Source organism: Caballeronia sp. LZ001, from assembly GCF_031450875.1.
Taxonomy (GTDB): domain Bacteria; phylum Pseudomonadota; class Gammaproteobacteria; order Burkholderiales; family Burkholderiaceae; genus Caballeronia.
Genome location: NZ_JARTVX010000004.1, coordinates 4,375,206 through 4,392,905, shown reverse-complemented (window position 1 = coordinate 4,392,905; position 17,700 = coordinate 4,375,206). Strand labels below are relative to the sequence as shown.

General features: G+C 63.9%; 15 protein-coding genes. 5 read left to right on the top strand and 10 right to left on the bottom strand.

The features are described 5' to 3' along the window. Positions 1-15 precede the first annotated feature (15 nt). Together P9292_RS31585 and P9292_RS31580 are read right to left on the bottom strand one after the other, a co-directional pair. Positions 16-900, bottom strand: coding sequence for an alpha/beta hydrolase (locus P9292_RS31585; RefSeq protein WP_309962898.1), 885 nt, complete (start codon positions 898-900; stop codon positions 16-18). Positions 901-935: 35 nt separating this feature from the next. Then, positions 936-1,781: a ferritin-like domain-containing protein gene (locus P9292_RS31580; RefSeq protein WP_250525994.1), complete on the bottom strand. Its 846-nt coding sequence runs from the start codon at positions 1,779-1,781 to the stop codon at positions 936-938. Between the two features lie 244 nt (positions 1,782-2,025). Between P9292_RS31580 and P9292_RS31575 the strand changes: the two genes are divergently transcribed. The 3 genes from P9292_RS31575 to P9292_RS31565 all read left to right on the top strand — a co-directional run bounded on the left by P9292_RS31575 (position 2,026) and on the right by P9292_RS31565 (position 4,062). Then, a complete protein-coding gene (locus P9292_RS31575; protein ID WP_244825592.1) occupies positions 2,026-2,550 on the top strand; it encodes a gamma carbonic anhydrase family protein in 525 nt (174 codons plus the stop codon). 57 nt (positions 2,551-2,607) lie between these two features. After that, positions 2,608-3,561, top strand: coding sequence for an Hsp33 family molecular chaperone HslO (gene hslO / locus P9292_RS31570; RefSeq protein WP_244825594.1), 954 nt, complete (start codon positions 2,608-2,610; stop codon positions 3,559-3,561). A 144-nt stretch (positions 3,562-3,705) separates the two neighbouring features. Further along, positions 3,706-4,062, top strand: a complete 357-nt coding sequence (locus tag P9292_RS31565; RefSeq protein WP_244825596.1) for a hypothetical protein — start codon at positions 3,706-3,708, stop codon at positions 4,060-4,062. A gap of 98 nt (positions 4,063-4,160) precedes the next feature. On the opposite strand, the gene ftsB is transcribed toward P9292_RS31565, so the two are convergent. The 8 genes from ftsB to P9292_RS31525 form a co-directional block, all read right to left on the bottom strand. Then, positions 4,161-4,625, bottom strand: a complete 465-nt coding sequence (ftsB, locus tag P9292_RS31560) for a cell division protein FtsB (RefSeq protein WP_250509238.1) — start codon at positions 4,623-4,625, stop codon at positions 4,161-4,163. A gap of 107 nt (positions 4,626-4,732) precedes the next feature. Next, positions 4,733-6,016, bottom strand: a complete 1,284-nt coding sequence (gene eno, locus P9292_RS31555; RefSeq protein ID WP_244825600.1) for a phosphopyruvate hydratase — start codon at positions 6,014-6,016, stop codon at positions 4,733-4,735. A gap of 367 nt (positions 6,017-6,383) precedes the next feature. Continuing rightward, positions 6,384-7,238 (bottom strand): 3-deoxy-8-phosphooctulonate synthase, encoded by an 855-nt coding sequence (gene kdsA / locus P9292_RS31550; RefSeq protein WP_244825602.1) that lies wholly within the window; start codon positions 7,236-7,238, stop codon positions 6,384-6,386. Then, a complete protein-coding gene (locus P9292_RS31545) occupies positions 7,235-8,929 on the bottom strand; it encodes a CTP synthase (RefSeq protein WP_309843570.1) in 1,695 nt (564 codons plus the stop codon). The genes kdsA and P9292_RS31545 overlap by 4 nt, the downstream gene beginning before the upstream one ends. A gap of 219 nt (positions 8,930-9,148) precedes the next feature. Continuing rightward, positions 9,149-11,788: a DNA internalization-related competence protein ComEC/Rec2 gene (locus P9292_RS31540; RefSeq protein WP_309962893.1), complete on the bottom strand. Its 2,640-nt coding sequence runs from the start codon at positions 11,786-11,788 to the stop codon at positions 9,149-9,151. A gap of 86 nt (positions 11,789-11,874) precedes the next feature. Continuing rightward, entirely contained in the window at positions 11,875-12,663 is a 789-nt protein-coding gene (locus P9292_RS31535) for a TatD family hydrolase (protein ID WP_309962891.1), read from the bottom strand. A gap of 23 nt (positions 12,664-12,686) precedes the next feature. Then, positions 12,687-13,397: a lipoprotein-releasing ABC transporter ATP-binding protein LolD gene (gene lolD, locus P9292_RS31530; protein ID WP_250465188.1), complete on the bottom strand. Its 711-nt coding sequence runs from the start codon at positions 13,395-13,397 to the stop codon at positions 12,687-12,689. Then, positions 13,390-14,643: a lipoprotein-releasing ABC transporter permease subunit gene (locus tag P9292_RS31525; protein ID WP_244825609.1), complete on the bottom strand. Its 1,254-nt coding sequence runs from the start codon at positions 14,641-14,643 to the stop codon at positions 13,390-13,392. The genes lolD and P9292_RS31525 overlap by 8 nt, the downstream gene beginning before the upstream one ends. Positions 14,644-14,891: 248 nt before the next feature. Between P9292_RS31525 and P9292_RS31520 the strand changes: the two genes are divergently transcribed. Next, on the top strand, positions 14,892-15,980 hold the full coding sequence (locus P9292_RS31520) for a regulator (RefSeq protein ID WP_309962888.1): 1,089 nt from the start codon (positions 14,892-14,894) through the stop codon (positions 15,978-15,980). 12 nt (positions 15,981-15,992) lie between these two features. After that, complete coding sequence (recJ, locus tag P9292_RS31515; protein WP_244825611.1) at positions 15,993-17,696, top strand: single-stranded-DNA-specific exonuclease RecJ; 1,704 nt, start codon at positions 15,993-15,995, stop codon at positions 17,694-17,696. Positions 17,697-17,700: the final 4 nt, after the last annotated feature.

Genomic DNA, 17,700 nt, shown 5'->3' with positions numbered 1-17,700 from the left:
CGTTAGCGTGCACATTCACGCGCAGAACGCTTCGATGAGCGCCGCGACTCGCTCGGGTTGATCGTGATGAACCATATGCCCCGCTTCATCGATGATTTCCTCGCGCCAGTCGGCAAACGCCTCGAAGCGCGTCTTGAACTCGGCAATCGGCATTTTTCCGGCAAAACCCGCAAGTGTGGGCGAATCCTTCGCCTCGACGTGCAGCACGGGCGCCTGGACCCGCTTCCAGACCGCCGACACCTCATCGAGCCGATACAACGTAGGACCACGCAGCTTGTGTGCCGGGTCGGCGAGCAAATGAAATTGCCCGTCGGCTTCCTGCCGTGACCAGTGCTGCGCGAGAAACCGCGCGCGCGCAGGCGCCAAGCGCGGATTGGTGCGGATCAGCCGATCGGCGACTTCATCGAGCGTCGCATAGCTGCGCAGTTGTGGCGGCGCGCGCAGGTCGTCGAGCCATGTAGCGATACGTCCGGGCGCCTGCGCCGGATGCGCCGCGGGCAGCCCAAAGCCTTCGAGATCGACGACGCGGCGTACCCGCTCCGGCCGCACGCCCGCATAGAGCAGCGCGAAATTCGCGCCCATGCTGTGGCCGATCAGGTTCACTTTGCCGACGGGATCGAAATGGTCGATGAGCGCTTCGAGGTCCGCGAGATAGTCCGGAAAATAGTAATGGCCGCCGCCCTTCTCGGCCACCGGCCAATCCGACAGCCCGAAGCCGCGTGCGTCGGGCGCGAGCACTTGCCAGTGGCCCTTGAGCGCATCGACGACGAACTGGAACGATGCCGCGACGTCCATCCAGCCGTGCAGCATGAAAAGCATGGGCGCGTCGGGCGAGCCCCAGCGGCGCACGTGCAGACGCACGCCGCGCGCATCGACGAATTCGGAGCGCGATTCTTTCATGGTCGGTGTCGCATTCGAAAAAGATGATCGTTCGATTATAGCGACGGGTTCTCGTCCAGCCCGGCGAGCGCGCGCAGTTCGGCCTCGTCGAAGCCCGCGTCGCGACGCGCCTCGAAGTTGAACGGGCCACGCAATTTCGGCGCGTGATACTGCTTCGCAAGACGCTCGTAAGTGGGATGCGGTTCGAGACTCGCCGCGTCGCAGAGAAAACGGAACCAGTGGTTGCCAATCAGCACATGACCGATTTCATCGCGCAGGATTACATCGAGAATTGCTGCCGACGCTTCGTCGCCCGCCTGCGCGAGACGCTTGCGAATGGGCGGCGAGGCATCGAGACCGCGCGCTTCGAGCGTGCGCGGCACGAGCGCCATGCGCGCCAGCACGTCGGCGCGGGTGCGCTCGGCCATTTCCCACAAGCCGTCGTGAGCGGGAAAATCGCCGTAGACGTGGCCGAATTGCGCAAGACGCGCGGTTAGCAGCGAGAAGTGATGCGCCTCCTCCGCCGCGACCTTCAGCCAGTCGATGTAGAACGCCGTGGGCATCGAAGGAAAGCGCCACACGGCATCGAGCGCCAGATTGATCGCGTTGAATTCGATGTGCGCAAGCGCGTGCAGCAGCACCGCGCGCCCCGCGTCGGATTGCATGCTGCGGCGCTTGAGCGATGACGGCTCGACGAGTTCCGGCGCCTCGGGACGGCCGGGCAAGTCGTCCGGTTCGTCGAGCGCGACCTCCGGGTCGATGCGCGCCGCACCGCTCAGCGCGCGCTCGTACAGCGTGCGGGCGTCGCGCGCTTTCGTCACCGGATCGCGCTCGCGGAGAATGGCGAGCGCCGCGCGGCGCATGCAGGCATCGTCGGTGAAGGAAGTCGGAACGTTTTGCATGATGCTCGGTTAAGCGAAAGACGCCAGGAAGCGAATGCGGCCGGCGCGAAGGACGTTTCAGCGCAACCGGCTAAAATGGTAATCCCGGCGCACGCACGACACGCCGAAAGCAATAATCCGCGCGGTCAACCAATTGGACAAGGCGCGAAACGACATACGACAAAGGCGCGCATTGTAGCCCTCGCGCAACCCGACGCGGCAACGAGCGCATCCCACCCTTCGAAGACAACGCCCAGGAGACACAGTGGCCATCTACAAACTCGGCGACGACGCCCCCACCATCCACGAAAGCGTCTTTCTCGCGGATACCGCGACGATCATCGGTCAGGTGACGCTCGAGGAAAATGCCAGCGTGTGGTTCGGCGCGACGCTGCGCGGCGACAACGAACCGATCGTCGTCGGTCACGGCAGCAACGTGCAGGAAGGCGCGGTGCTGCACGCGGACCCGGGCTTTCCTCTGACGATCGAAAACGACGTGACCGTCGGACATCAGGCCATGCTGCACGGCTGCACCGTAAAGGAAGGCTCGCTGATCGGAATTCAGGCGGTGGTCTTGAATGGTGCGGTAATCGGCCGCAACTGTCTGGTTGGCGCGGGCGCCATCGTCACCGAAGGCAAGGTTTTTCCGGATAACACTCTGATTCTCGGCGCACCCGCCAAAGCGGTGCGGGAGATCGGCGAAGCGGATATCGCCCGCATGCGCGGAGCCACGGCAAGCTACGCGGACCGGCGCGAATTCTACAAGGCGCAGCTCGTGCGCATCGGTTGAGCGGCTCATCCGCTTATCGAAGACGGCGCGTCTCGCCTCATCACCCAAGGAAGAGTTGTGAACGACCAGTTGCAAAAATTCATGTTCAATGCGGCGCCCGTGCGCGGCGAGATCGTCTCGCTGCGCAATACGTGGCAAGAAGTGCTCGCGCGCCGTTCGTATCCGCAAGCGGTGCGCAATGTGCTCGGCGAGATGATGGCCGCGTGCGCGCTTCTGTCGGCGAACCTCAAGTTCGACGGCACGCTAATCATGCAGATATATGGCGACGGCCCCGTGAAAATGCTGGTCGTGCAGTGCAATTCGAATCTGTCGCTGCGCGCCACGGCCAAGCTTTCCGATGACGCGAACGAACAGCAGCTCGACGGCGACATGTCGCTTGCCGATTTGCTCAACCGCAATGGCCAGGGGCGCTGCGTCATCACGCTCGACCCGAACGACAAGAGGCCGGGACAGCAGCCGTATCAGGGCATCGTGCCGTTGTCGGGCGAGCACGGGCCGCTCACGTCGATGTCGGAAGTGCTCGAACACTACATGCATCACTCCGAGCAGCTGGACACGCGTATCTGGCTCGCGGCCAACACCGACCGCGCCGTCGGCGTGCTGCTGCAGAAGCTGCCGGGCGATGGCGGAATCGTGCCGCATCCGGGCGAACACGACGCCGATACTTGGCAGCGCGTGTGTCATCTCGGCAGCACGCTTTCCGCCGAGGAATTGCTGAAGGAAGAGCCCGAGACGGTGTTCCGGCGACTTTTCTGGCAAGAGAACGTGCAGCACTTCGAGCCTGCGCCCGCGCGCTTCCAGTGCAGCTGCTCGCGCGAAAAGGTCGGCGGCATGCTGAAGATGCTCGGCCGCGAAGAGGTGGACAGCGTTATTAAGGAGCGCGGCAGCGTCGAGGTTCACTGCGAGTTCTGCAATCAACGCTACGAGTTCGACCCGGTGGACGTTGCGCAACTTTTTGTCGCAAAAGAGCTCTCACAAGGGGTGAGCCCGGCGCCCGGTCAGCGGCACTGAGCCTTGCGGTGCCTGGGTTTGCGCGGGATTGGCGAGGGCATCTGCCGATCCGGCGCGGCTTTTGCATCGGTTGATGCATCAAGCTTGCCGCACGGTATGATTTTCACCCCGCAGAACTCAGTACCGGCCCGCTGGAGGTCGCAAATGAAAACCGCAACGCTCAACTGGAAACTTTCGTCGTGCCTCTTGGGCTTGGCGCTCGTCGCTGGCTGCACGATGGACCCGCCCGGCCCTTCGCCAATCTACAGCCGCTTGCCCAACACGCCGCTGCCCCCGCAAGAGACGCTCACGCCCGAGCAGCAGATGGCGCGCTATAACGCCATCGACAAACAGGCGCTGAACGAATCGCAGAAGGCTGCGAGCATAGGCAACGACGCCAAGATGATGTCCAATTACTACACGCCCCCCGTCACGGTCTACGGCGGCTATTCCAGCGGCGGCTGGGGTGGCGGTCCTTACTGGGGCTCGGGAATAGGCATCGGCACCGGCTATTCCTGGTAACGGCGAATCCCGCGCAAACCAGGCGCACATGAAAAATGGCGCGGTCGAAATATCGACTGCGCCATTTTTTTATCCTGCCGGGAAAAACGAAAAGCCGCTCAGTTAGCCGCGCCCTGCTTCTTCTTCGCCTCGGCGGCCTTTTCCTTCTGCAATTTCTTGTCCGCGTCGCGCATTTCCTGCTTCGAGCGCGAAACCGGATTCGGCACCACACGCAACGGCGCCGCCGAAACTTGCCCGCGCGTCGAACCGTTCATGCCGGGCACGTTGGCCGAGTTGACAGGCGCGTTGGAGTTCGGCGCCACGAATTGCACGAACACCTCGCTGTCCTTCACCATGCCCATCTCATAGCGCGCGCGCTCTTCGACAGCCGCGGTGCCGCTTTGCAGATCCTGCACTTCACCCTGAACGCGCTCGTTGCGCAGCTTCAGATTCGTGTTCTTGTCGCTTTGCTGCGCGAGCTGCTGCTGCAATTCATGCACGCGAAGCCAGCCGCCGTGTCCCCACCACAACGGGTATTGGATCAGCGCCAGTAACAAGACCAGAACGACAGTTACGAGCCGCATTCGAGTAGCCGAAATAAGCGCCGCCCGGCAACCTCTATTGACGTCGAGGCCGTGGCGGCGGGCTGAAAATAAGACTAACGTTCTTATCGACTAAAGCGGCAAAAGCTTTAGCGGAGGTTATAGAACGCCGACTTGCCGGGGTAGCTTGCGATATCGCCGAGGTCTTCCTCGATACGCAGCAACTGGTTGTACTTCGAGATGCGATCGCTGCGCGACAGCGAGCCGGTCTTGATCTGGCCGGCGTTCAGACCGACGGCGATATCCGCGATGGTCGAATCTTCCGTCTCGCCCGAACGGTGCGAGATGACCGCCGTGTACGACGCGCGCTTCGCCATTTCGATCGCCGCGAAGGTTTCGGTGAGCGTGCCGATCTGGTTGATCTTGATGAGGATCGAGTTGGCGATACCCTTGTCGATGCCTTCCTTCAGGATGCGCGTGTTGGTGACGAAGAGGTCGTCGCCGACGAGCTGAATCTTCTTGCCGAGGCGATCGGTCAGCGTCTTCCAGCCGTCCCAGTCGCTTTCGTGCATGCCGTCTTCAATGGAGACGATCGGAAACTTGTCGGCGAGCGTCGCCAGATAGTCCGAAAATTCGCCGGACGACAGTTGCAGACCTTCGCCGGCCAACTGGTACTTGCCGTCGTGGTAGAACTCACTTGCCGCGCAATCGAGCGCGAGCAGCACGTCTTCACCGGCGCGATACCCCGCTTTCTCGATAGCCTGCAGGACGGTCGAGAGACACTCGTCGTTGCTGCCGAAGTTCGGCGCGAAGCCGCCTTCGTCGCCCACTGCCGTGCTCATGCCGCGATCGGCCAAAATCTTCTTCAACGCGTGGAACACTTCGGCGCCGCAACGCAGGGCTTCGCGAAAGGTCGGCTGGCTTACCGGCACGATCATGAATTCCTGGATGTCCAGGCTGTTGTTCGCGTGCGCGCCGCCGTTGACGATGTTCATCATCGGCACCGGCAGTTGCATGGCGCCCGAGCCGCCGAAGTAGCGATACAGCGGCAGTCCCGCTTCCTCGGCTGCGGCCTTCGCAACCGCCATGGAAACGGCGAGCATTGCGTTCGCGCCGAGTCGCGACTTGTTTTCGGTGCCGTCGAGTTCGAGCAGCGTCTTGTCGAGGAATGCCTGCTCCGAGGCGTCGAGACCCATGATGGCTTCGGAGATCTCGGTGTTGATGTGTTCGACTGCCTTCAGGACGCCCTTGCCGCCATAGCGGCCGGCTTCGCCGTCGCGTAGTTCGATGGCTTCGCGCGAGCCCGTCGATGCACCCGACGGCACCGCTGCGCGGCCCATCGTGCCCGATTCGAGCAATACGTCGCATTCGACGGTCGGATTGCCTCGCGAATCGAGAATCTCGCGGCCGATGATATCTACGATAGCACTCATGGTTTCCTCAAATTGACGATGAATTCTGTCAGTCACAGCGATGCTTCGCGCGTCCAGGTTCGCGCGCGACGGCTTCGCTTGAGACACCTTCCACGGCCATCAGGTTCATTCCGTGGCGCTTGCCCGCGTGTTGCCGCGCGAGCCTGGCGCCAGCGACGATCGAACCGTCTGGCACTGTCGAAATCGATGGTCCGCACATGAAACCGGCTGCATGCGTTTTGCTGCGGCCGCGGCGCGTTTGACAAGCCCTCGTGCCGCCAGGCCTTGCACGCCCATCTCCTCTTATGTTGTCACTCCGCGTGACTATTTTTAAGACACGGACGCCGTGAAGGCGACGCCCGCTTTACTGCCTGAAACGATTTGACGATCAGCTGAAGTCGTTTTCGAGAAAAGGACCGCTCTTGACCGCGCGATCCAGCGCGACGAGCGTTTCGAGCAACGCTTCCATGCGATGCAGCGGCACCGCGTTCGGGCCGTCCGACTTTGCGCACGCGGGATCGGGATGCGTCTCCATGAAAAGCCCGGACACGCCCACGGCCACCGCCGCGCGCGCCAACACCGGCACGAACTCACGCTGGCCGCCCGAACTCGTGCCTTGCCCGCCCGGCAACTGCACCGAATGAGTTGCGTCGAACACGATAGGCGCGTTGGTCTCGCGCATGATGGCGAGCGAGCGCATATCGGACACGAGGTTGTTATAGCCGAACGACACGCCGCGCTCGCACGCCATGAAGCGGTCTTCGGAAAGACCGGCTTCACGCGCCGCGTCGCGCGCCTTGTCGATCACGTTCTTCATGTCGTGCGGCGCGAGGAACTGGCCTTTCTTGATGTTGACCGGTTTGCCCGAACGCGCGCACGCATGAATGAAGTCGGTCTGACGGCACAGGAACGCAGGCGTCTGCAGCACGTCCACGACCGATGCCACCGCTTCGATCTCGTGCTCGGCGTGCACGTCCGTCAGGACCGGCAAGCCGAGTTGCTTCTTCACTTCGCCGAGAATACGCAAGCCTTCGTCCATGCCGAGGCCGCGAAACGACTTGCCCGAGCTGCGGTTCGCCTTGTCGTAGGACGACTTGTAGATGAACGGCACGCCAAGCTTGTCGGTGATTTCCTTGAGACGCCCGGCGACGTCGATAGTCATCTGCTCCGACTCCACCACGCAGGTTCCTGCGATAAGGAAGAACGGCTTGTCGAGTCCCGCTTCGAAGTGACACAGCTTCATGCTTGCGCTCCTGCCGTGGCCGCGGTCTGCGTGGTGTTCGCGCCGCCAGCCGTGAGACTATGCGCGCGCGCCGCTTCGACGAATGCCTTGAAGAGCGGATGCCCGTCGCGCGGCGTGGACGTGAATTCCGGGTGGAACTGGACGCCGACGAACCACGGATGCTGTGCTTGCGGCAACTCCATCATTTCGGGCAGATCCTCGCTCGGCGTACGGGCGCTGATGATAAGCCCGCCGGCTTCGAGCTGGGGCACGAAACGGTTATTGACCTCATAACGGTGACGATGACGCTCGTTCACATCCGTGCCGTAAATACGCTCGGCCATCGTACCGGGCTTGATCGGGCACTTTTGTGAACCAAGACGCATGGTGCCGCCGAGATCCGATTCCTCGCTGCGCTTTTCGACGCGGCCCGCACGGTCGTACCACTCGGTGATGAGCGCGACGACAGGATTGGTCGTGTCGGCATTGAACTCGGTGCTGTTGGCATCGGCGAGACCGGCGACGTCGCGCGCGAACTCGATGACTGCGAGCTGCATGCCGAGACAGATGCCGAGATACGGCGTCTTCGACTCGCGCGCATAGCGGATTGCCTTGATCTTGCCTTCCGTGCCGCGACGCCCGAAACCGCCCGGCACCAGCACGGCGTCGAGATGCTTGAGACCGTCCGCGCCTTCGGCTTCGATCTGCTCGGAGTCGATATATTCGATGTTGACCTTGGTCGACGTATGAATGGCGGCGTGACGCAGCGCTTCGATCAGCGACTTGTACGACTCCGTCAGTTCGACGTACTTGCCCACCATGCCGATGGTCACTTCGTTCTTTGGATGCTCGAGTTTTTCGACGAGATCCGACCACATTTTCAGGTTGGCTGGCGGCGGCGAGAGCTTCAACTCGTTGCAGACGATTTCGTCGAGGCCCTGATCGTTCAGCATCTGCGGAATCTTGTAGATGCTGTCGACGTCCCACACCGAGATGACCGCTTCCTCATGCACGTTCGAGAAGAGCGAGATCTTCTGGCGCTCGTCGTCCGGGATCGGGCGGTCGGCGCGGCAAAGAAGCACGTTCGGATAGATACCGATTTCACGCAGCTTCTGCACGCTGTGCTGCGTGGGCTTGGTCTTCAGCTCGCCCGCGGTGGCGATGAACGGAACCAGCGTGAGGTGGATGAAGCACGCGCTGTTGCGGCCCATGCGCAGGCTCATCTGACGCGCGGCTTCGAGGAACGGCAGCGATTCGATGTCGCCCACCGTGCCGCCCACTTCGACGATTGCCACGTCAGGCTGCCCGCACGTCGCCGCGGCGGCGCCGCGTTCGACGAAAGCCTGAATCTCGTTGGTGATGTGCGGAATGACCTGCACCGTCTTGCCGAGATACTCGCCGCGACGTTCCTTGCGGATCACCGATTCGTAGATCTGGCCCGTGGTGAAGTTGTTGGCCTTGCGCATCTTCGTGCTGATGAAGCGCTCGTAATGGCCGAGGTCGAGATCGGTCTCGGCGCCGTCTTCGGTCACGAACACTTCCCCGTGCTGGAACGGGCTCATCGTGCCGGGGTCGACGTTGATGTAGGGATCGAGCTTGAGGAGGGTGACTTTCAGACCGCGCGATTCGAGGATCGCGGCGAGGGAGGCGGCGGCAATACCCTTGCCAAGGGAAGAAACTACGCCGCCGGTGACGAATACATATTTGGTCATCGCTAGATGCTCGCGGGAAAAACGGATTATACCGTAAAGGCACGCGCCCACCCAGAGGATCGGCGGCGCAAATGCCCTGCATCGGTGCGCGCCTCGGCGATGCTCGCGATGTCTGTCGCGGGCGGTGCGAACGCCCGTTTCAGCACAAACATACGATCATGCGCCGCACCGCGCGATACGTGCATGCGCGCGGACGATGTCCGGCGAACGGCGCCTCGTTCAGCGATTCATCCAGTAGCGCAAGTGAGTGTGCCGGAAGCGTTCGAGCACGATCTCTTGCCCGAAGTCGATCCGCGCCGCGCCGTCTTCATCGCTTCGCGACAGCGCGATCTCGCGCAACTGATAGCGCGCATAAACGGTCGGGTTCGGATGATGAAAACGGTTGAGATAGCCCATCTGAAATATCGCGGCGAGCGGCTTCACGGAGTCGAGAAACGGTTCGGTCGATGACGTGCGGCTGCCGTGATGCGGCGCGATCAGCACGTCCGCGTGCAACGCCGCGCGATCTCGCGCGATGAGCGTGCGTTCGTCGCCTGCCTCGATATCGGCGGTGAAAAGCGCGCTGCGGCCTTCCGCGTTCGTCACCTTCATCACGCAACCTTGATGATTCGGCTTGCCGGTAAGCGGCCCGGCATCCGGCCAGAGCATGCTGAAGTCCACGCCGTCCCACGTCCAGTGCTGACCTGCCGCGCAGCGCAGCCTCTCGGCGCCGCGCGCGCGTGCAAGCGACCAGAGCAGGTCGCTTGCGGGCAGCGACGCGAGCAGTTGCTCGACCGCGATGCCTTGCAGCACCGCGGGCGCGCCGCCTGCGTGGTCCGAATCGGAGTGACTGATGACGAGCGTATCGAGCGAGCGGATGCCCGCCGCGAGCAGATACGGCGCGACGATACGTTCGCCCGCGTGCGTCGATTCGGGGCCGGGACCGGCATCGAAAACGAGCGTATGACGACGGGTTTCGACGACGAGCGACGAGCCTTGCCCGATGTCGAGCGCGGTCACGCGAAACTCGCCATGCGGCGTCACGTGATTCGCGGATGCGAGAAGCGGCAGCCACGTGAGCGGCGCGGCAAAGCGCAACGGCCAGCCGCGCGGCGCGAGCGCCCACGCGACGCCCACGCATGCGGCGGCGAGCGCAAACGCGCCGGGTTGCGGCAAGTGCCAGAGCGGTGAATTCGTCGTGGCCGCGAGGCGGGCGAGCGCATCGATCATCATGCTCAACGATGCGTGCGCGAAATGGAGCGCGGGGGCGTCGAACGGCGCGGGAAGGATCAGTCCCGCGAGCGTCGCGGGCGTCACGAGCACGCTGACCCAGGGAATCGCGAACAAGTTGGCCAACGGGCCGATGAGCGGTATCTGCGAGAACCAGTAGATGGTCAGAGGCGCGAGCGCGAGTGTCACGGCGTATTGCACGCGCAGGCTCGACAAGGCGTGACGACGTCCATTCGATGCGGCACGGCGGCAAGCTCCGGTGAGCTTTTGGAAAGCACCGGGGCTTGGGTTGATCACGCGTCGCGCCTGTTCGAGCGGCGTGGTATGTGCCGGGGACGCGATCGGCACACGAGCGCTGTCGTTACTCTCGTCACGCACGAGCGCGGCGGGCTGGCCTCGCGCCGCTTTCGAACCCGTCCTTACATTCGCTCGCTGCCGGCCAGCGTCGGGATCAGGCGGCTCCCGCGCCTCCATCTCCCGCGCGATCGTCTCTGCATCTTCCACCACCCTCACCGCTTGCCGCCCCACCGACGCGATGCCATGCAGAATCGCCGCGACCGCGCCGAACGAAAGCCAAAATCCGGGTGACGTCACGGCCCACGGATCGGCAAGCAGCACGAACGCGAGCGCCCAGCAGAACACCAGCGAAGAAGCCGGCCTTCGCCCGCCGATAAATCCGATGCCGAACACGACCAGCATCCACAGCACGCGTTGCGCGGGCACGTTGAAACCGGCGAGCGCCGCATAGCAGGAAGCGAAGATTGCCGCGCCCAAGGCCGCGATTTTCGGCGCGGATACCCACAGCGGCGCCGCCATGCCACGCAGCCGCATGCGCTTCCATGCGAAGCCGCACAACAACGCCGCGAGCCCCGCCACGAAGCCGATATGCAGCCCCGAAATCGCAACGAGATGGCTCGTGCCGGTCGCGCGCATGATGGCCCAGTCGCTATCGCTTACCGATGACTGCGCGCCCACCGCCAACGCCACGATGATTCCCCGATGGGGCGCATCCGCGAGCACGGTCTCGATGCGTCCGCGCAAACGTGCACGCATGCGCTCTATCGCGAGCAGCGGCCCGCGCGCATCGACACGCAAACGCCGTGGCGCCCGCACGTTCGACACCGCGCCCGTTGCGCGAATATTGCGTTCGAGCAAAGCGACTTCGCTGTCGCGCAGCCCGAAGTTCGCGTTGCCGTGCGCACGCTTCAAACGCGCGTAAAGCGTCCAGCGCTGACCCGGCACGAGCGTCGGCGGCGCGTTGGCGTGGCCTCGCTCGGCGGGCATCCACAGCAATCTGACGATGCGCGGAAAGTCTCGCAACCCCGCGCCATTCGATTCGACTTCGAACAGGAACCGCACGCCGTCCGTCTGAGCCTCGGGCAGACCGCGCACGAAGCCGGTCAACGCGATATCGCGTTGTTCGTAAGCAACCGGCAGATGCGCCTGCAGTCGCACGTCGGCGCGCAACGCGGCATAGGCAAAACCGAATGCGAACGCGGCCAGGATGAATGCCGAACGCCGCCGGGCCCCACGCGCACCGATGCCGCAAAGGCACAGCGAAGCGCAGAACCACGCCAACCACGACGGCAATTGCGCCTGCTGTTGTAACCACCAGACGCCCGCCGCGAAACCGAGCAATATCGCGCGCACCTATCCTCACCCACACGTTCGATCAAAGCGAACGCATCCGCATCGGAAAACCAAGTCATCCGAAGCAATGCGAAACCTGCGAACGATTATGCAGAGGCAAGCGCGAGCCGGGGCAATGCACGATGCGCGTTAGCCGTTGTGCCGATGGCAAGCGCGTTTTCATCGATGCCGCGCAACTCGGCCAGCACCTTCGCGATACCCGGAACCTGGTCCGGCGAATTGCGCCCCTTGTAGCGCCAGGAAGGCGCGATATCGGGCGAATCGGTTTCGAGAACGATGGCTTCGAGCGGCAAGTCGCTGGCCAGACGGCGGATCTGTCGCGCGCGCTCGAACGTCAGATTGCCGCCGAAACCGAGACGCATGCCTTGCGCGATGAACGCCTCGGCCTGCTGAAAACTGCCGTTGAACGCATGCGCGATTCCGCATCGGATGGCATGCACGCGCAAGCCCTTCAGCACCTTGTCCTGCGACTTGCGTACATGGCAGATCACCGCGAGATCGAACTCGCGCGCGAGCTTGAGTTGCTCGTTGTAGAAGAACTGCTGGCGCGCGTCGTCGAGCGTGGGCACGAAGTAATCCAGCCCGATTTCGCCGATGCCGACGAACAACGGATCGTCGAGACTCGCCTCGATCTTCTCGCGCAGAACGCGCAGATCGTCCTCCCGCGCGCCCGGCGTGAAAAGCGGATGGATGCCGAGCGCGTACGCCCCGCCCGCGATGCCATGCGCCAGATCGCGCACGGTGTCGAAGTTGCCGCGATCCACACCCGGAATCACGATGCGCGACACGCCCGCGCCGAGCGCGGCATCCGCGACGGCGGCGCGGTCCGCGTCGAACTCCGAGGCATCGAGATGGCAGTGCGTATCGATCCACATGGCGTCCTCCGCGGCGCGCGTGATTACACCGGCACGGACGGCTCTTCGTGCAGCACGCCGTCGCGCAGGCGCATGATGCGGTCGCATCGCGCGGCCAGATCGGGGTCGTGCGTGACGATCACGAAGCTCGTCGAAAGCGTCTGCGACAGTTCCAGCATCAGATTGAAGACCGTGTCGGCGGTGCCGCCGTCGAGATTGCCGGTCGGTTCATCGGCGAGCACGCACGCCGGATGCGTGACGAGCGCCCGCGCAATGGCCACGCGCTGGCGCTCACCGCCCGACAGTTCGCCCGGCCGATGCTTCGCGCGATGCCCGATGCCCACGCGCTCCAGCATGACCATCGCTTCGCGGCGCGCCTCGTCTTCCGGCATGCGGCGAATGCGCAGCGGCATCGCCACGTTATCGAGCGCGGTGAATTCCGGCAGCAGATGATGGAACTGATACACGAAGCCAAGCGCGCGATTGCGCAACTCGTTGCGCTCCTTTTCCTTCAACTGCGTGAACGGCTTGCCGAGCAGCGAGACCTTGCCCGCGCTCGGTTCGTCGAGGCCGCCGAGCACATGCAGCAAGGTGCTCTTGCCCGATCCCGACGCGCCCACGATGGCGAGCTTCTCGCCGCGCCGCACTTCCAGTTGCGCGTTGTCGAGCACCTGCACGTTGAAGCCGCCCTGCACGAAAGTCTTCGAGATGGAAGACGCGTGCAACACGATCTCGTTCTGGTTCAAGTCACTCATAGCGCAGCGCCTCCGCCGGACGAACCTTGGAACCGCGCCAGCTCGGATACAGCGTAGCCAGCGACGACAACAGGAACGCAATGACGCCGATCTTCATGACATCGCCCGGGACGAGTTCGGACGGCAGTTCGCTGATGAAATAAACCGAAGGCGGCAGAAACTGCACGTTGAAGAGATGCTCGATCATCGGCACGAGCCACGGAATGCTCCATGCGACGAGACATCCGAACGTCACGCCGAGCGCCGTACCGATGAAGCCGATCGTCACGCCCTGCACCACGAAGATCTTCATGATCGATCCTGGCTGCGCGCCGAGCGTGCGCAGGATGGCGATATCGGCTTGCTTGTCGGTGACGGTCATCACGAGCGACGAGACAAGATTGAACGCCGCCACCGCGATGATCAGCGTGAGGATGATGAACATCATCCGCTTTTCGATCTGCACGGCGGAGAACCACGTCTTGTTCTGCTGCGTCCAGTCGCGAATATACAAGTCGCCCGAGAGCGTGTGCGCGAGTTGCCGCGCGACTTCGGGCGCGCGCTGCATGTCCTTCAGCCGCAGCCGCACGCCGGTTGGCGCAGGCAGGCGGAATAGCGCCTCGGCATCGCGAATGGAGATGAGCGCGAGCGTCGAATCGTATTCGTAGTGGCCCGACTCGAAGATGCCGACCACCGTGAATTGCTTGAGTCGAGGCATCATGCCGGCCGGCGTGATCGTGCCTTCGGGCGCGACGAGCGTGATCTTGTCGCCGGTCATCACGCCGAGATTGGTCGCGAGATCGCGCCCGAGCACGATGCCGAATTCGCCCGGCCTCAAGTCCGCGAGCGCGCCCGAGCGCATTTCCTTGCCGATGTCCGACACTTCCGGTTCCAGCGACGGCTCCACGCCACGCAACGCCACGCCGCTCACCGCGCCTTGACGCGTGAGCAGCGCCTGGGCTTCGACATAGGGCGCCGCGCCAAGCACTTCCGGATTGCGGCGCGCTTCCTGCGCGGTCACTTGCCAGTTGGGCATGGAACCGGTCGGCGAGAAGATCTCCACGTGCGCGAGCACGGAGAGCATGCGGTCGCGCACCTCTTTCTGGAAGCCGTTCATGACCGAGAGCACGACGATCAGCGCGGCGACACCGAGCGCGATGCCCGCCATCGACACGAGCGCGATGAAGGAGATGAAGCCGTTGCCTGTGGTGCGTTTGCTGGCGCGCGTGTAGCGCCAGCCTATCTGCCATTCATACGGGAGTTTCAAGCGAATCCTTTCTTCTACGGTTGCTGCGTTGCCGTCGTTGCTTGCGGCTTCGGTTTTGCGCTTCTCTCTTGATTACGCACATGCGCGACTAGCGGATGCAGCGCGACGCGAGCGCGAAATTGGCGAAAGTTTGCCATATTAGGACAATTCAAAGGCGCGGCGCAGGTCCGATCGATGTCCGGCGACGAAGAAATCGCTTCTTCCAGGGCGATGGCGAGCACCGATGCCGCGTGCGCCTTTGCCCTACAATGCCGACCATCATGCCCGTTTCCGACCTCCATCTTCTGCTCCCCTTCGCGCTGCCTGCCGCAGCAGACGCCGCCACCGCGCTACACGGGCTGCAAAGCGCGGCGCTCGACAAACTCCTCGCGCGCGCGACGTTGGAAGAGCGGGTGCTCGGCGAAGACTTTCAGCGCACGCTGCCGCACGAGCGCTGGATTGCGCAACGTTTCGATGCCGCCGCGCCAAACTCCGACGAAGCGCCGCTCGCACCCTACATGCTGCTCGCCGATGGCGGCACGCCCGGCGATGCGCTCTGGGCGTGTATCGAGCCGGTTCACGTGCGTATCGCGCACGACCATCTCGTGCTCATCGATCCGGCCACGCTCGGCGTGCGCACGGAAGAAGCCCGCACGCTCTTCGATACGGCGCGGCCCGTGATCGAAGACCTCGGCATCACGCTGCAAGCGCCCACGCCGTTGCGCTGGTATGTGTCGGGCGGCGCGCTGGGCGCGCTCGCGGGCGCGTCGCCGTTGCGCGCGACGGGACGCAACATCGAAATCTGGTTGCCGCACGAAGCCCGCACGGGCGAACGTTCGCGCGCTTGGATGAAGTTGCAGAACGAAATCCAGATGGCGTGGTTCGAACATCCGGTCAACGAAGAACGCGAGTCGCGCGGCCTGCCTGCGATCAACTCCATCTGGCTGCACGGACAAGGCACGCTGCGTCCGGTCAAGAGCCCGTTCGCCCGCATCATGTCCGACGCCGCCGCCACGCGCGGTCTCGCGCTCGCCTCGAACATCGCGCCGGAAGCGCCAGCCGACTCTTTCGCCGCGCTCGCCAACGGGCGAGAAGCGCAAGAAGGCACGACGCTCGTCGAACTCGATCCGTTCTCGGCGCCGTTCATCGAACAGGACTGGGCGCGCTGGAACGACTCGTTGCAGGCGCTCGAAACCGCGTGGTTCGCGCCCGCGCTCGACGCGCTCGCGAACGGCACGCTCAAGAAACTCGGTATCACGCTCTGCGGCGATACAGGCTCGGTGACGCTCGGCGTCACGCGCTCGGACTTGCGCAAGTTCTGGCGACGCCGGCCGATCGCGGCGCTTTTCATCGAATAGGTCACTGACAGCATGACGCGTATCGTTACCCGCGCCGCCTCCCCCGCCGATGCCGAAGCCCTCGCGCGCCACGGCCTGCATCCCGTCATCGCGAGGCTGTATGCGTCGCGCGGCGTCACGTCGCCCGACGAAATCGAAACCGAGTTCAAGCGCCTGCACGCGCCCGTCGGCCTGAAGGGTTGCGATGCCGCCGCCGTCGTTCTCGCCGATGCGCTCGCAGCGAACAAGCGCATGCTCGTCGTCGCCGATTACGACTGCGACGGCGCGACCGCCTGCGCCGTCGCCGTGCGCGGGCTGCGCATGTTCGGCGCGGACATCGACTATCTGGTTCCGAACCGCTTCGAATATGGCTACGGGCTCACGCCGGAGATCGTCGAACTGGCGGCGCGTTCGCCACGCGGCGTACCCGATCTTCTGATCACGGTCGATAACGGCATTGCCAGCGTGGATGGCGTCGCGGCCGCCAATGCGCTCGGCATGGAAGTCGTCGTCACCGACCATCACTTGCCCGGCGACGAGTTGCCCGCCGCGCGCGCGATCGTCAATCCGAATCAGCCGGGCTGCGCGTTTCCGAGCAAATGCATCGCGGGCGTGGGCGTGATGTTCTACGTGCTGCTCGCGCTGCGCGCCGAACTGCGGCGTCGCGACACCTATGGCGATGGCCGCCCCGAACCGCGTCTCGACGGCCTGCTCGATCTGGTCGCGCTCGGCACCGTCGCGGATGTCGTGAAGCTCGACGCCAACAATCGCATTCTCGTCGCGCAGGGTTTGAAGCGGATTCGCTCGGGCCGCATGCAGCCAGGCATCGCCGCGCTTTTCCGGGCCGCGAGCCGCGATGCGCGCACCGCTTCCGGCTTCGATCTGGGCTTCGCGCTCGGACCGCGTCTGAACGCGGCGGGACGGCTGTCGGACATGTCGCTCGGCATCGAATGCCTGACGACCGACGATATCGGCCGCGCGTGGGAACTCGCGCAACAACTCGACGGCATGAACCGCGAGCGCCGCGAGATCGAAGCGGGCATGCAGCAGCAGGCGCTCGCCGAATTGCAGACGCTCGACCCCGGCGAGCGCGCCACGCTCACGCTCTACGACGCGAGCTGGCATCAGGGCGTGATCGGCATCGTCGCGGGGCGGCTGAAGGAGCGGTTTCATCGGCCGTCGTTCACCTTCGCGCACGCCGACGACAGCGGCGTGCTCTGCAAAGGCTCCGGCCGCTCGATTCCGGGCTTTCATCTGCGCGACGCCGTCGATCTCATTTCGAAGCGCGAACCCGGTCTCATCCACAAATTTGGCGGTCACGCGATGGCGGCGGGCCTCACGCTCGCCACCGCAGACATTCCGCGCTTCACGGCCGCGTTCGAGGCCATCGGACGCGAATGGCTGACGGCCGACGCGCTTTCACGCACCATCGAAACCGATGGCGAACTGGAGGACGCGTATTTCACGCCGCAATTCGTCGAATTGATCGATGCAGCCGTGTGGGGACAAGGCTTTCCGGCGCCCACGTTCTCCGGCGAGTTCGAGGTCGCGTCGCAGGCGCTCGTCAAGGACAAGCATCTGAAGCTACAACTTCTGCGCGGGCGCCAGCGCTTCAACGCGATCTGGTTCAACCATGTCGACCCGCTCCCGGCGCGCGCGACGGTCGCTTACCGGCTCGTCAGCGATTCATGGAACGGCGTGGCGCGCGTGCAGCTGATCGTCGAACACGCGGGCTGAAAAC